Genomic DNA, 16,038 nt, shown 5'->3' on the forward strand with positions numbered 1-16,038 from the left:
AAATCCATTTTGAACAGGCATTTTTCAAAATGGATTTTTCATTGTTTACAATTATCTTTAAATAAGGTACTAAAAACTAGCAACTCAATCTATCACCAATTTTATTTGCTGACGATAAGCTATAGGGCTAGTAGTAAATTTCGATTTAAATACTTTTGAAAAATAATTTGCATCATTAAATCCTGTCGTTGTGGCAATCTCACTAATTGGCATGCTTGTTTCTTTAAGAAGTTGAATAGCATGCGTAAGACGCTTTTCATTTAAATATTGTTTAAAAGTAACTCCTTTAGTTGTTGAAAATAACATACTTAAGTAACTTGTGCTAATGCCTAAGAAGTTGGCGAGTGTTTTAAGGTTCAACGTGCTATCGGAGTAATAAATATCAATATAATCTAGTGCTCCATTTACATAATCAAACTGGCCTTGTTCCTTTTGGTGTATTGCTTGATTCATTACATCTTGGCAAAAAAGCACGAACTCTTGGATTATAGTGTAGAGAACCGGATGATTCAAAACCATCTCAAATAATAGATCGTATTTCTTTTCCATTTCAATCATTTTATCCATTTGATATTTCAGCATAAAGCGTCTTACTTGAGCTAATATGCTTGTAAGATGAATGCGAATGGCATCGGGTTGATAGTAAAGCTCAAAATTAGAAATGTTATACAAAAATACTTTAATAGTTTGGACATCATTTTGCTCTAAGCTATTAATCCAAAGGCGCTGTTGCTCAATTGTTAAAAAGTGATCAAATTTTTTGTAGCCAGGAATTTGGCTAACATAAAAAAATTGAGAAAACCCCCTTTGAAAACGCAAACTCAATGCCTGTTTTAATGCATTATACATAGTTTTTATGGATCTATTAGGTAAATCATAAATGGCTATATTTAGATAAGTATTATGGGATTTAGTCCACTCTCGCATAATTGATTTTCCCTTTTTAATTAATTCTTCTAGGTTTTTATCATTTGAAAAGCACATAATTCTTTTTGATAATGGATAAAAGGTAAAGTGCTGAGAGAATGGTAGAGATTGTATCCAATGAAAGAGTAACTCATTTTGCTCTGAAAACTCAGTTTCTATCATAAAGCAAAAAACATTGTCTTCTATTGGCGTAGGAGAATCATCTATAAATAATGCCGGATATATTGAGTTCTCTTGTACATATGAAAGTGTATCTTTTAAAGGATTCGAAACTTGACGAGAGGCATTTGTTAAATACTGTTTCAACAAATTCAAATCGATTGGTTTTACTAGCAAAGTTAAAGCTCGTAAAGAAAGAGCTTCTTGTGCATTCTTAAATAAGGGTTCAGCAGTTATTGTGATTAAATGATGAGGTTGAATCGATAAAGCCCTCTTTAATCCATTTGTTTTATCTTGCATTAATATTTCAAGTTCTAGCAAAACAATTTCTGGATTCTTCATTTCAAGACAATTTATAGCATCTTCAACCGTTCCTGCCTCATAAACAGTTGTAATATCCAACTGATAGTGTTTTATAAACCATTGAATGCCTGTTCTTTCAGTTTGATCTCTATCAATTATTAATAATTTCATCCTGCTCACCACCACTCCAGTATTTATGACTAATACGTTATTGATATAAAATCAAAAAAAGTCTCTATTTAATCTAATATAATTCTATACAATCTAAAATAATTCCTCTTTTTACATAATCACCTATTAAAAGCTGTTGTCCGGTTGATGCTTAGATCGCCAACAGTTTATTGAAATGTTTTAGATGATGTAAAGACAATTATTTAAACAACTGCAAATGAATTCGTGGGATAAACTGTATTAGCATATGATGCTTTGGAACAATGATTTCTGGAGACGGCAAAATGGAAATTAGTGAGATGGAAAAAGACTTTACAATTTCCGTAGACCTAAGTCTCCATATTTCTGAAAATTGAGATGAAGTCATTGAACGAATTTGAGGATACTATGAGGTGATAATTAGAATTTCATAAAACAATGTCCATAAGTTTTAGAAATACAGATCACACAATATGTGTTGAAGTAAACCATCCACTAAAAAATCAATCTAAAAGTAGGAAACCTAAATAAATGAACTAATAACTAAGGTTCGCTTATTTAATGAGGAACATTTTACCACTTGATTTTGATATAGGTAAGGAGAATTAAGACCAAGAGTCTGATTATGAGGTGAAGTTCCGTTAAGGGGTTTAAAATTTAAATTAGTGGAGGTTACGAATGAGTGAATCCAAAACACAGGTGTTTGTCAGTGACTTTACAGGGGCGACGGATGCCATCAAAATTCAAGCTGCGTTAGATTTTGCGTTTGCTAATAAGCAAAAAGTCGTCATTGCAGAAGAACGTAAATACCAACTAAACGCAACAATTAAGATCCGTGAAGGGGTAGAGTTACGCGGAGAACGTGCAACTCATTACTCATTAGATGCAAATTTGAGAGGTTTTGAGTTGGAACAAGGAGCTTCTTTTTGTGGTGGTACGATTAGTATAGGAATTAATAATTACGCGAAGGAAGTTGTCTATTTAGACGGAAAATATAGGTATGATAGTACTAGTGTCAAAACAGTTATACGTGATTTAGTCATGTGGAACTGGACGTCAACGACTAGCGGTATAGGTTTATCTTTATTCTCGGGTGGAGACACGCATCAAATTCAATTTCTAAATATTGAACGACTGGTGATATGGAATTTTGACATAGGAATTCGATTAAAGGCAACGGAACCAACTAAGGGCCAAACGTGGATCAATGCAAACCGATTCGATAAGATCACATTGTCAGAGTGTAATCAAATGATCGTGATTGAATCAAATATTAGTGTACCGTTTGAATGTTCAGGTAACATTTTTACTAATCTGCAGATTCAACCAAGCACAACTACGAAGCAAATTATGAAAATTTCGGGTATGGGAAATACATTCACGGGCGTTCTATGGGATACACATATGATTCAACATCAAGGACCTATTGCGGAATTTACCTCTACCAGCTCTATGAACAATATAAATATGATGTTCTTTCCTGAGGAACGTTATGTCAACAATGGTGAGCACACTAACAGAATCGGTGTAGGTGGATTGTCCTCAGAAGGTGAATTAGTGGGGCGTGACTGGAATACGGTTCAGAAAATGGGAACGTATCGTATCATTGAGCCATCTGGATTAACAGCAGCTCTTCATCAACCAGTAGATGCTTATGAATATGGAATTATGACCGTTTTCACAACGGGCGACAACATAGCGCAAATTTATGTTCCACATCAAGGAACTGAGAATTTCTATATTAGATCAAAGTTCGGTTTAACCGACTGGACACCATGGAAATTGATTGGAAAAGGTAGTGTTAATGGTCCTGCAATCATCGAAGTATTATCAGCAGACCCAGTGAATCCTGCGATTGGTAAGGTATGGATTAGGAGTGATCTATAGATGGGTACGCCTATTGCCTATCAAAGGATCCAAACAGCAAAAGGGACATTTGAAATTCCATTGTACTCAATGAAAGATGCGACTATCCTGGATAAATCTCTAAAGGTGATGACGCATAAAGGTCTAGCTTGCTATGAACTAGTCGATGCAAAGGTGGGTGGGGTTGAAAATTCTTCCTTCCTTAGAATTCAAACCCACAAGGGTCTGAAAGCCATTAAAGGTGTTGTAAACATCATCAAGCCGATTAATACGGCAAAAGCAAGGGCAAATGACAAGGCATCAGTTATTATAGAAAATACACCAGACTATTTCCATGTTTCAACTCCTTGGGCGGGGACGGGGCTTGTTATACCGATTGGACCAGTAGTTCCAAATCATTATTATAATTTTACAATGTCTATAGAAATTTCGTATTCCTTAACCAAAGCAGACTTTGTAGTAGTGAATGTATGGAACGCCACTCAAAAAAAGTATTTAGTTAATGGATTGGCGATTATGTCTAGCACTCCAAACGTTGGAGTTAAACAGGATTTGAAAAGTATTCGGTTAAACACGGATTCAATCTTAGCGACAGATCAGATTGAGTTAAAGATATTTGCTGCAAATGGTGACAAAAGCACGAATGATTCGTTAAACTTTAAAGTCTATAAAGAATGTATGACGATTAAATTAGTATAAATTCTAGAAGGTATTCAGCCCTTTATTGTGTACTATTGGATATGATTGGAATAATTTAATGTGGAATTAATTGGAATAAAGTTATAAGGTGGTATCTTTATAATATAATCCAATCGATTTTCCTATGGATTATATTATCTAAGAAAATATAAAAAAACGCTAGAAAAACAAAGCTAAATATTCAATGAGGTTTTACCATTTTAATAATTTATCCTGTAGTTATTTTAAATTTTGACTATAAAATTGGAAAGAGTATCCCACTGTCAGAAAACTGGCGATGGCCATACTCTTTTTTTATTTACTAGTTTCATCCAGCTTGCTACTCATCTATTTTTTTGATAAATACATTTTTAATGATAAATATAAAATAATTCCCCATTCAATCTAATATAATTCCATCTAATATAAAATATTTCTTCTTTTTTAAAACTTTTTTACATATATCTTTAATGATCAGAATTTTAAAATAATAAAAAGGAGAGTGGTTGAAATGGAGGACATTCGAGAAAATGAGTTGACTGTAAAGAGTTCAAAAATAGATTTTATGTCAGTTTTTAAATTTATAATCTGCAGTTTAATAGGTATTTTTAGCTTCTTTGTCACTTTTACATACAACGAAAAATCTTCTATTTTACTAGATCATATTGTTAGCTGGATATCGACGAATGCAGCAACTTTTGTAACTGTCTATATCATCATAATGCTTGTTTGCGGGGCTGCATATCCATTTATCACAAAAACATGGAATAAGGATATCGTCAATATTGTAATGTCAGTTTTTAAGGTAATTGGTTTAGGCATTGGTTTATTACTTATATCTGGGATAGGGCCAGATTGGTTGTTTGACCCAAGTGTAGGTCCTTTTTTAATGGAGAAGTTGATCAAACCTGTAGGGGTTCTTATTCCTATTGGAGCTATCTTCTTAGCATTGTTAGTCAGTTATGGTTTGCTTGAATTTATTGGGGTGTTTATGCAACCAATTATGCGTCCGATTTTTAGAACACCTGGTCGTTCTGCAGTTGATGCAGTAGCATCCTTTGTTGGGAGTTATTCAGTTGGTTTATTACTAACCAATCGAGTATTCAAACAAGGAAAATATACAATTCGTGAAGCGGCCATTATTGCAACCGGTTTCTCAACTGTTTCGGTGACATTCATGGTTGTTGTAGCGAATACATTGGATTTAATGGCCTATTGGACTTCGTTCTTCTGGGTATCACTCATCGTTACTTTTATGGTTACGGCAATTACAGCTAGAATATGGCCACTTGGAAAGTTAAAAGATGAGTATATTTTAGAGCAAGGCGATCCAGAAGTGATTGTAACTGAAAAAAGACTATTAACCGCATGGACTGAAGCAATGCAAGCCGTGAAGCATAATCCACCATTTATAAAGAACCTTCTACAGCATTTAAAAGAAGGTTTGCTGATGACAATGAGTGTTCTACCATCTATTCTTTCAATTGGATTACTAGGCTTATTATTAGCTATGTATACACCTATTTTTGATTGGGTTGCCTATATTTTTGTACCATTCACGTGGATTTTACAATTACCTGAGCCTATGCTGACAGCTAAAGCTTTAGCTGTTTCAATAGCAGAGATTTTCTTACCGGCATTATTAGTCGTGAATGCAACGGTCGTGACAAAATTTATAGTAGCTGTTGTGTCTATTTCCGCTATTTTATTTTTCTCGGCAGTTATTCCTGTAATCATTTCAACTGATATTCCTTTAACGATACGTCAACTAATTATCATCTGGTTCCAACGTGTTGTTTTAACACTAATTCTAGTAACACCTATCGCATTTTTACTATTTTAAAAGGAGCGTGTCATGATGGAAAACGTTATGCAGAATATTAAAGCACCAACTGGTAGTGAATTAACTTGTAAAGGCTGGACGCAAGAGGCGGCTATGCGTATGTTAATGAATAATTTAGATCCAGAAGTAGCTGAGAATCCTGATGAACTTGTTGTTTACGGGGGAATAGGTAAAGCTGCTCGTAATTGGGAAAGCTACGCACAAATTATTGAGTCGTTGAAAAAGTTAGAAAATGATGAAACATTACTTGTGCAATCAGGAAAACCTGTCGCAGTATTCCGCACATATGAACATTCACCACGTGTTTTGATCGCAAATTCAAACCTAGTACCAGCGTGGGCAAATTGGGAGCACTTTTATGAATTAGAAGATAAAGATTTAATGATGTATGGACAAATGACAGCTGGAAGTTGGATCTATATTGGCGCACAAGGTATTTTACAAGGCACCTATTTAAGTTTTGTGGAAGCGGGCAAAAAAGTATTTGGCACAGCAGATTTAAAGGGGAAATTAATCTTAACTGGTGGCATGGGGGGGATGAGTGGCGCTCAACCGCTAGCTGGCAAAATGGCTGGAGCCGTTATTTTAGTTGTTGAAGTCGATAAAAAACGTATTGAGCGAAAAATCAAGGAAAGGTATTGTGACTATTTAGCTGAAGATTTAGATGAAGCTTTGAAATTGGCTAAACAGCTTCAGGACAAAAATGAACCTGCTTCCATTGGCCTTGTCGGTAACTGTGCGGATGTCTATCGTGAAATTTTTGAACGTGGGATTGTTCCGGATTTTGTAACGGATCAAACGAGTGCTCATGACCCATTAAATGGCTATATTCCGAATCAGATGACACTTGATGAAGCACTTCAGTTGCGCAAAAGTGATCCGAAATTGTATGAGCAAAAGGCAAAGCAGGCGATGGCTGATCATGTGCAAGCCATGCTCGATTTCCAAACTGCAGGATCCGAGGTATTTGATTACGGCAATAATATTCGTAAATATGCTCAAGAAATGGGTGTAGCAAATGCCTTTGATTTCCCTGGCTTTGTTCCAGCATACATTCGACCACTATTCTGTGAAGGAAAAGGACCATTCCGATGGGCTGCACTTTCAGGTGATCCAGAAGATATTTATAAAACAGACGCCCTTGCGAAAGAAATGTTTGCAGATGATGAGGGACTTGTAAACTGGATTGATATGGCACAGAAAATGGTCAAATGGCAAGGTCTACCTGCACGTATTTGTTGGTTAGGATATGGAGATCGTCACCGATTTGCATTAAAAGTAAATGAAATGGTGGCTTCGGGTGAACTTAAGGCGCCAATCGTATTCGGTCGTGATCATTTAGATTCAGGTTCAGTTGCATCCCCTAACCGTGAAACTGAAGGTATGAAAGACGGTTCAGATGCAGTATCTGATTGGCCAATATTGAATGCTCTAGTCAATACTGCAGGGGGCGCGAGTTGGGTAAGTGTCCACCACGGTGGCGGAGTAGGAATGGGGTATTCACAACATGCCGGGCAAGTACTTGTCGCAGACGGAACAGAAATGGCATCAGAAAAGATTAATCGTGTATTAATATCAGACCCTGGAATGGGCATCGTTCGTCATGCGGATGCAGGTTATGACATCGCTATCAAAACAGCACAAGAAAAGAATGTGCATATGCCAATGTTAAAAACAGAAGGGTGATCACATATGATTATATTGATTGAAAATGCAAATCAATTAATTACTTTACAAAGCACGAAGAAAAAAGCTCGCATAAATGAAGAAATGAGCAATATACAAATCATTGAAAATGGTAGTGTATTAATAAGCGGAGATCGTATTGTAGCAACAGGTACAAAAGCATCTATAAGTGCACATTATCCAGAATTGGTATCACAAGCGAAAATAATTGATGCTACTGGTAAAGTGGTTATGCCAGGCTTAGTGGATGCACATACACATCTAGTCTTTGGTGGTACTCGAGAAAATGAATTCCAAATGCGTCTAAACGGTGCAACCTATATGGACATTATGAATGCCGGTGGTGGAATTCATGCTACGACGAAAAAAACACGAGAAGCATCATTTGAACATCTTTATGAAAAAACATATGAACATCTCAATGATTTTTTAAAACATGGCATTACAACCGTTGAGTCGAAAAGTGGCTATGGCTTAGATTGGACGACCGAGGAAAAGCAACTCCAAGTTGCGAAAAAATTGCAAGAAAATCATGTAGTAGATGTAGTGAGAACTTTCATGGTTGCTCATGCAGTACCTGCTGAATATAAAAACAATCCGGATGCATTTGTAGACATTATAATAAATGACATGATTCCGAAAGTAGCGGAAGGTAATCTTGCCGAGTTTAATGATGTCTTTTGTGAAAAAGGTGTGTTCACGCCTGAGCAGTCACGTAAGATTTTATTAGCTGGGAAAGAACATGGTTTGATCCCTAAAATCCATGCAGATGAAATTGAGCCATATGAAGGCGCTGAGCTTGCCGCTGAAGTGGGAGCTATTTCAGCAGAGCATTTACTAGTGGCATCTGATAAAGGCATTCGTGATATGGCCGAAGCTGGTACGGTTGCGGTATTATTACCAGGGACGGCATTCTTCTTAAAAGCAGATTCTGCTAGAGGACGATTAATGATTGATGAAGGCGTTCCAGTAGCGATTTCAACTGATTTTAATCCAGGTTCTTCACCAACAATTTCTCTACCATTTATCATGAATTTAGCATGTATGAATATGGGTATGACAATGGAGGAAGTATTAACAGCCACAACAATCAATGCAGCTTATGCAATTAATAGAGGGCATGAAATTGGCTCACTTGAAGAGGGCAAAAAAGCTGATGTACTAATTCTAAATGTTGCAAACTATCAGCAACTGCAGTACTTCTATGGTATGAATCATACACATACGGTCATTAAAAATGGTCGAGTTGTTGTTGAAAATGGCGTGCTATGTAATGAATTACAAAATGTTTCTGATTGAGAATGAGCTTAATATAATTATGGAAGAGCCTCTGATTGCGATAATCAGAGGTTTTTTCTATGGTTTAATAAAGAAGTAAACATATTGTTGAAAATAATGAAACGGAAATGAGTCGACCGGCGTCTATAGGATGGTTGCTTGAAAGGAGGGCGCGGATTGGCTAAACAATTGGAAGAAATTATTGAAGAGTATGGTGATTACTTATTACGTGTTGCTTACTTATACGTAAAGGATCTAACAACAGCCGAAGATATCGTGCAAGATGTTTTTATAGCATTTTATAAAAAGCAAAGTCAATATAAAGGTGAAGCTTCTTTAAAAACATATTTAGTGAAAATAACAGTCAACCGCTGTCACGATTATTTACGAAGTTGGAAGCGAAAACGACTGACTTTAATGGATAAAATGACGGGGAAGAGTGATAGAAGAACACCAGAATATCTCGTTTTAGAAGCAGCTGACCGCATGCGAGTGACTGAGGCTCTAATGCAGCTACCAATATTGTACCGAGAAGTTATCATTTTATATTATTATCAAGAAATAAATACAGTGAAGATAGCTGAAATATTAGATTGTCCAGAGGCAACGATTCGTACGAGATTACAGCGGGCACGTAAATTATTACATAAGCAATTAGCAGGTTATGAATGGGAGGGGTGGCAACATGAATCGTTTGAAGGATGATCTAGATCGTGAGCTTAAGCAACAAATTTACTTAAAGAATGATGTGAAAAAAAGAATACTCGAACAAGCCAAAAATCCAATTAAAAAGTCGAGCACTAATTGGCAGTATCCTGTCGTACTTGTAGCATGTGCATCTGTTCTAATTCTTTTTGCAATATTACTATTTCAAGATGTAGGAGGATATGAAAAAGTCGTTACAGGCGCAGAAGCAGATTCAGGCTTACAACTAGATTGGCTAATCAAATTACTTCCTTATGTCATTCTAGGAGGAATAATATTAAGTATAATTAAATTCTTCCAACCGTTAGTGTTACCTGTTTGCGAGAACTGTTATGAAGAGTGGAGTTGGCGATTTTCGATTAAAAAGATGTTCATCCTCAATCGAGCAATGAGTTGTCCAAGTTGTGGGGAAAATCAATATCAGACAAGGAAATCAAGAATTCGTATGAGTCAATTAGTCTTGTTATCCAACGTAGTCTTATTGATCAATGCATTTTTTGATTTCTATTGGTGGGAAATTGTTTTAATGTATGTTGCTATAATCGCTACTGCTTTTATATTACTGCCATATAATTTGAAGCTTCAAAACGATGAGGATTTAAAATTATGGTGACTGTATTTGAACTAGATAATAATTAGTTCAGTTGTGTTTGATTTAATTCAATGCATTTTGAATGTATTGTTTTCCCTTCGAAAGTTCTTCTCTGCGCATAATATATTCATGGCGCATATTTACGAATTTTTGTTGAATTTCCATAAATTCAGTTTGCATAAGCTCAATTGCTTTATGAATGTCCATAATCATTGGCGAAATTTTTTCTTTTTCTTCATCTAATACGATATAGCCATCGTTATTTAAGAAAACTCCGATTTTAAATTGTTCATTTTCAATGGAAAGATTGAAGAACAATTTTAAATGAGAAATGTTTGAAGTGTTTTTGATAAGCCTTTTTAATAGGGCTACTTTCAGGTATTTATTGGAATAATTTTCCGATTGTTTTGCCTTCAAAAATTTCGAGGTTATTCGATCATAATAAGTGTAAGTAAAAAGGCACTCGATATATCGAGTGCCTTCTCATATATATTAGACTTATTTTGCGCCGCTTAATTCTACTAAGATTTTAGCTTGTGATTTATCGTTTGTTAAAGCTTCAAAGCCTTTTTCTACAATATCATTCAATTGGATACGATCTGTGATAATGCCTTGTGGTTTCAATTGACCAGTACCCATTAAATCTATTGTTTGTTGAAATGATGTTGGTGTGTAAGCAATGCTTGAAGTGATTTTCACACCTGTATTTGTTAAATGGATTGGATTCCATTCGATAGGGCGAGCAAAGATGGATACGATTACCATTGTACCACGAGCTTTTGTTGCATCAATTGCTTGTTTAAATGTTGGAGCAACACCAGCTACTTCAAATGATACATCGACACCATCTGGAACGATAGCGTGAATGGCTTCAACACCATCTACTTCACCAGAGTTAATAACATGAGTAGCACCAAGTTCTTTCGCTTTTGCTAGGCGAGTTTCAGATAAATCTAGCACGATAATTTTACTAGCTCCCGCTGCTTTAGCTGCGATAGCAGTTAATAATCCGATTGGACCTGCACCGAAAATAGCTACTGTATCACCGAAGCGTAAATTACCTTCTTTAACAGCTTGTACTGCTACAGCAGTAGGTTCAACAAGAGCACCATCTTCAAGTGTCATAGTTTCTGGAAGTAAGTACACATTGTTTTCAGGAGCATTTGCAAAAGTAGTAAATCCACCATCACCATGTAAACCGATGAAGCTAAAGCCATCGTAAGCATCTACATCTTCAGGTTTGTTACCATGAGTAATTGTTGGGTTAATCGCTACACGATCGCCAACTTTAAATTTAGTTACATTAGCGCCAACTTTTTCAATTACGCCAGCAAATTCATGTCCCATGATTAGAGGAGCGATTTCACCAGTTAAACCGTCTCTTTCTTTAGTTGGAACAAATACAGGGCCTTCTTGATACTCATGCAAATCACTACCACAAATACCAGCCCATGCTACACGAACTGTTACCTCATTATCTTTAAGAACTTTTAATTCTCTTTCTTCAATGCGAATATCTTTTTCTCCATACCATACTGCAGCTTTCATAATCTAGTGACCTCCAGTAAAATTGATGTCTTCGAGTTACAACCCCATTCTAGCACTCTAAAAAAATGCTACAACTAATAACCCTTGGAAAAAGCTAGAATGGACTAAAAATAGAACAATTAGAACATAAAGAAGTCAATTAATAATAGATTAAAATGATTGATTTATTAAATCATCTTCAATAAAAAATAAATGCTGAAGAGATGAATAATCACTAAAATAAAGGTTTTTTGGAATATTAGTCTAATTAATATTAGTTCGGTTAAATAAAAATTGGTAAGTTATATGATTTCGAAAGCGGGGTATGTAAATGGCGGATAAGAAGACTAGAGATCTTTATTTTTTTGTTTCACTTATGTTTGAAAAAAAACGTTTAATCCTGACAGGTATTTTGTTAACGATAATCGCAACTTTCATTGATTTATTATCCCCTTTAGTTATGAAGCAAATAATTGATTCAGCAATTCCTGAAAAGAATTTCAAAGCATTGTTTATGCTTATTGTCATTTTAACCGTTTTACCTATACTATCAACAATTTTTAGAACTGTTCGAATGATACTAAATGTTAAAATCGGAGGGAATGTAACCGAAAAGTTAAGAACGATGGCGTTCAAGAAGGCCTTTACACTATCATCAATTAATTTAAATCGTTTGAAACTTGGTGATATTGTAGATCGTGTAACTCGCACTTCGGGTATGATAGGTGAAGTATATATAGCAAATGAATTACTGAACGGTATTACAAGCCTATTCATGTTTATAGGGATGACTATATTTATGCTCAGCATTAGTTGGAAATTAACATTAATCGCATTTTTAGTTGTTCCGCTCGTATTCATCATTACTTATATGTTAGGAAGAATATCAGAAACTAAAACAAAGAGTTATATGGAATATACAAATAATGAAATGACTTTTTTTACGGAACTAATCAGTGGCATAAAAAATGTCCAAATCTTCTCCCAACAACAAAGTGAAATGAAAAACGTAAAGAATTTGTTGAGAAAACATAGAGAACTGTATTTAAATACGAGTATATATCGAAGGTCATATGCTGATATATTCAATCAATTGGTAAAGTCATTGGCATTAGGAATAGTATTTGCTGTAGGTGCTTGGGATATTAGTAATAATCAGTTAAGTATTGGATCACTTGTTGCTTTCACAGTATATGTTCCTCAGCTATACACTTTAGTAAATGAAATACAAACTGCTTATATGGGGACTACTAATGTTAGGCCAATCATAAAGCAATTAAATACATTTTTAGATATACAGGAACCCATTATTGAAATTCCAAATGCAATTCCTCTAAAAAATGTCAGAGGTGAAATAGAGTTTCAAAATGTCTCGTTTACATATGAAAACAATCGCGCGGGTTTAGAAAATGTCTCTTTTAAAGTACAGACTGGAGAAATTATTGGAATAGTTGGAGGTTCAGGCGGTGGTAAAACAACAATATTAGAATTATTAATGCGTTTCTATGACCCAACAGAAGGGACAGTATGTATTGATGGGGTTGATATTTCAAAATATAATCTTATTGATTTTAGAAATGCTATAGGATTAGTAACACAGGATCCTTTTCTTTGGAATAAATCAATAAAAGAAAATCTAATTTATGGAGTTCCTAATGCGACTGAAGATCAAATATTACGCGCAATTAAAATAGCACAACTAGAAGAATTTGTAGATAGTTTACCAGCAGGATATGAAACAGTAGTTGGAGAGCGTGGTGTTCGTATCTCAGGAGGAGAAAAACAACGTTTAGCTATTGCAAGAGCTATATTAAAAGATCCACCCATCATTCTGTTAGATGAACCTACATCTGCATTAGATGCTAATACTGAATCCTTATTACAATCTCAAATGGAAGAAGTTTTTAAAGGGAAAACAATCGTTTTAGTAGCACATAGACTAGCTACAATACGAAATGCATCTAAGATTTTAGTGTTAGATAATGGGGAAATAGTTGAGTTTGGTACGCCTAATGAACTGATTAATAATAAAGGAGCTTATTATGACTTATTATCAAAACAAGTTTCCACAAATTGATTCGATTATGGATTCGGTTAATAAAACAGCATATTTAAAATACCTACTATCAAATGGTGGTATGCAAATTCTTCATTAAACTTAGTACTAGACATAATATAATAATAAAAAATTCCTTTTGATAAAAGGAGAAATGAGGTTTAATGTGAAACCAGTTATCGGTATTTCTTCAAGCCTAAATGAACAATTACTTACACTTCCAACTGACAATATTCATGCTATTTCAAAGTTTGGTGGTTTACCTATTGTCCTTCCTAATTATAAGGAAACTGAAGCCGATTTAATTGTAGAAATGATTGATGGGTTACTGTTAACGGGTGGAGGAGATATTGATCCAATACTTTTTGGAGAAGAGCCTCATCAAAAGCTTGGTTCTATAACGCCCGAGCGAGACGCATTTGAAGTTGCTATCGTCAAGGAAATGTTACTCCAGAATAAGCCGATTTTAGGGATTTGTAGAGGTGCGCAAATTCTAAATATAGCTGTAGGTGGTGACATGTTTCAGGACATTTATACGCAAACCGAAGAGAATCTTTTACAACATCAACAACAAGCACCACGTTGGCATGCATCCCATTTTGTACATGTAGAGGACAATACGCTGCTAAAGTCAATTGCTCAAAAGGGGAAATTTAAAGTGAATAGTTTCCATCATCAAGCAAATAGAAAGATACCCGGTGAATTTGTAGTATCAGCGGTAGCAAGTGATGGCGTTATTGAAGCTTTTGAAAGCAAAAATCATCACTTTGTCATGGGTGTTCAATGGCATCCAGAGTGTTTGTTGTTAAATAATGATGATACCTCAGCAGAAATAATGAAGGCATTTATCAATGCATGTATAAAATAACATGTACAAGCGACTGTATTTAATCAGTCGTTTTTTGTTTGAAAAATAGCTCATTTCGGTGAGCTAAATGCTCTCCATTACTGTGTTGATAATTATATTCGGATAAATACGCTAAAGAAAATTATTTTAGATTCATGAATCCTTTTTTTATGGGAAAACTATCGTAAGTCCAAAAAAGGAGGTATCTTAGCTTGAGTCAACGGCTTCGATTCATGCTTTTCTTAAGCACATTTTTCTTTGTTATTTCAACCAATGTTTCAGCTGCTGAAGAACCAACGAGAGAGCAAATTCTAGAACAACGCATGGAATTCTATATAAAATATTCAAATGATACAATGCCGTGGTATTACTTAGCAGCTGTTGACCAATTTGAAAGGAATATTGAACAAGTTCGTAATGATATACCTAAAAGAGAAGGTGTACTCGCTATTCAGTTTGCAGATGACTTTTGGACGGGGATACTGAATCCTAAAAAGGATGATACAAACTTAAAATCCATTGGTTTCTTTAATGGGAATGGTGCTGATGGAAACAATGATGGTGTTGCAGATCGTCAAAATGATGATGATGTCATGTACACACTTGCTGAGTACTTAAGTGTACATGGAACTGATGAAAAAGGTTTTAAACATGCTTTAAAGGAATATTATAAGGTTGATGATACGGTAAACCAAATCATTACGAATGCAAAAATTTATGCGAAATTTAAAACGTTGAATTTAGATAAGCGAGCATTCCCACTTTCCATTAAACATGATTACAGTTATAGGAGTACTTGGGGAGCCTCGAGAGGTTGGGGCGGACGTAGGATGCATGAAGGAACTGATTTGTTTGCCTCATATGGTGTTCCAGTGAAATCTGCTACATATGGTCTCGTTGAGGTCATGGGCTGGAACGAATTTGGAGGCTGGAGAATCGGCATACGCGATAATAATAATACTTATCATTATTATGCCCATTTATCCAGTTATGAAAAAGGGATAAAATTGGGAGACATCGTTGAGCCAGGAACAGTAGTTGGTTATGTAGGAAGTTCCGGATATGGTAAGAAAGGAACTTCAGGAAAATTCCCTCCGCATTTACACTACGGCATGTATAAATACAACGGAAGAAATGAATGGGCATTTGATCCGTTTCCTTCACTAAGACTTTGGGAGCAAGCAGAAAAAGGTACGAAAAAAATATAGAAAAAAGTACTGAATTATGGAATAAGTAACTCGGGACTGACCCCAAAAGTATAGACAAATAAAAAAAGCATCTTCGATTGAATTCGGGTTTAGATACCTAAAATTCAATTAGGAGGTGTTTTTTTATGGGAACAAGAGTGAGTTATCCATATGATTTGAAAATGAAGGCTATTGAAATGCGATTAACAGGTATACCTGTGAAACAGGTTTTAA

13 protein-coding genes are annotated in these 16,038 nt (G+C 35.2%); 10 read left to right on the plus strand and 3 right to left on the minus strand.

What is annotated here, in order from left to right:
- Window positions 1-84: 84 nt before the first annotated feature.
- A complete protein-coding gene (locus tag ACQKM9_RS09375) occupies window positions 85-1,560 on the minus strand; it encodes a helix-turn-helix domain-containing protein (RefSeq protein WP_427734115.1) in 1,476 nt (491 codons plus the stop codon).
- Between the two features lie 657 nt (window positions 1,561-2,217).
- Between ACQKM9_RS09375 and ACQKM9_RS09380 the strand changes: the two genes are divergently transcribed.
- The 7 genes from ACQKM9_RS09380 to ACQKM9_RS09410 all read left to right on the plus strand — a co-directional run bounded on the left by ACQKM9_RS09380 (window position 2,218) and on the right by ACQKM9_RS09410 (window position 10,208).
- Entirely contained in the window at window positions 2,218-3,426 is a 1,209-nt protein-coding gene (locus tag ACQKM9_RS09380; protein WP_427734116.1) for a pyocin knob domain-containing protein, read from the plus strand.
- Window positions 3,427-4,104: a hypothetical protein gene (locus ACQKM9_RS09385; RefSeq protein ID WP_427734117.1), complete on the plus strand. Its 678-nt coding sequence runs from the start codon at window positions 3,427-3,429 to the stop codon at window positions 4,102-4,104.
- A 490-nt stretch (window positions 4,105-4,594) separates the two neighbouring features.
- Complete coding sequence (locus tag ACQKM9_RS09390; RefSeq protein WP_427734118.1) at window positions 4,595-5,926, plus strand: YjiH family protein; 1,332 nt, start codon at window positions 4,595-4,597, stop codon at window positions 5,924-5,926.
- A gap of 15 nt (window positions 5,927-5,941) precedes the next feature.
- On the plus strand, window positions 5,942-7,612 hold the full coding sequence (gene hutU / locus ACQKM9_RS09395; protein ID WP_427734119.1) for a urocanate hydratase: 1,671 nt from the start codon (window positions 5,942-5,944) through the stop codon (window positions 7,610-7,612).
- Window positions 7,613-7,618: 6 nt separating this feature from the next.
- Window positions 7,619-8,911, plus strand: a complete 1,293-nt coding sequence (gene hutI / locus ACQKM9_RS09400) for an imidazolonepropionase (RefSeq protein ID WP_427734120.1) — start codon at window positions 7,619-7,621, stop codon at window positions 8,909-8,911.
- Between the two features lie 156 nt (window positions 8,912-9,067).
- Window positions 9,068-9,595: a sigma-70 family RNA polymerase sigma factor gene (locus ACQKM9_RS09405; RefSeq protein WP_427734121.1), complete on the plus strand. Its 528-nt coding sequence runs from the start codon at window positions 9,068-9,070 to the stop codon at window positions 9,593-9,595.
- Complete coding sequence (locus ACQKM9_RS09410; protein ID WP_427734122.1) at window positions 9,576-10,208, plus strand: TIGR04104 family putative zinc finger protein; 633 nt, start codon at window positions 9,576-9,578, stop codon at window positions 10,206-10,208. Before ACQKM9_RS09405 ends, ACQKM9_RS09410 begins: the two co-directional genes overlap by 20 nt.
- 42 nt (window positions 10,209-10,250) lie before the next feature.
- Here ACQKM9_RS09410 and ACQKM9_RS09415 read toward each other — a convergent pair whose 3' ends face one another.
- Both ACQKM9_RS09415 and ACQKM9_RS09420 read right to left on the minus strand, forming a co-directional pair.
- Window positions 10,251-10,505: a hypothetical protein gene (locus tag ACQKM9_RS09415; protein ID WP_427734123.1), complete on the minus strand. Its 255-nt coding sequence runs from the start codon at window positions 10,503-10,505 to the stop codon at window positions 10,251-10,253.
- Window positions 10,506-10,685: 180 nt separating this feature from the next.
- Window positions 10,686-11,735 (minus strand): 2,3-butanediol dehydrogenase, encoded by a 1,050-nt coding sequence (locus ACQKM9_RS09420; protein WP_427734124.1) that lies wholly within the window; start codon window positions 11,733-11,735, stop codon window positions 10,686-10,688.
- Window positions 11,736-12,045: 310 nt separating this feature from the next.
- Here ACQKM9_RS09420 and ACQKM9_RS09425 point away from each other — a divergent pair, with 310 nt between their 5' ends.
- The 3 genes from ACQKM9_RS09425 (at window position 12,046) to ACQKM9_RS09435 (ending at window position 15,825) form a co-directional block, all read left to right on the plus strand.
- Window positions 12,046-13,791, plus strand: a complete 1,746-nt coding sequence (locus ACQKM9_RS09425; RefSeq protein ID WP_427734125.1) for an ABC transporter ATP-binding protein — start codon at window positions 12,046-12,048, stop codon at window positions 13,789-13,791.
- A gap of 145 nt (window positions 13,792-13,936) precedes the next feature.
- Window positions 13,937-14,638 (plus strand): gamma-glutamyl-gamma-aminobutyrate hydrolase family protein, encoded by a 702-nt coding sequence (locus ACQKM9_RS09430; protein WP_427734126.1) that lies wholly within the window; start codon window positions 13,937-13,939, stop codon window positions 14,636-14,638.
- Window positions 14,639-14,850: 212 nt separating this feature from the next.
- The gene (locus ACQKM9_RS09435) at window positions 14,851-15,825 is read left to right on the plus strand and encodes a M23 family metallopeptidase (RefSeq protein ID WP_427734142.1); all 975 of its coding nucleotides are present in this window, start codon (window positions 14,851-14,853) and stop codon (window positions 15,823-15,825) included.
- The last annotated feature ends 213 nt before the right edge of the window (window positions 15,826-16,038 follow it).

Source organism: Viridibacillus sp. NPDC093762 (genome assembly GCF_050279675.1).
GTDB lineage: Bacteria > Bacillota > Bacilli > Bacillales_A > Planococcaceae > Viridibacillus.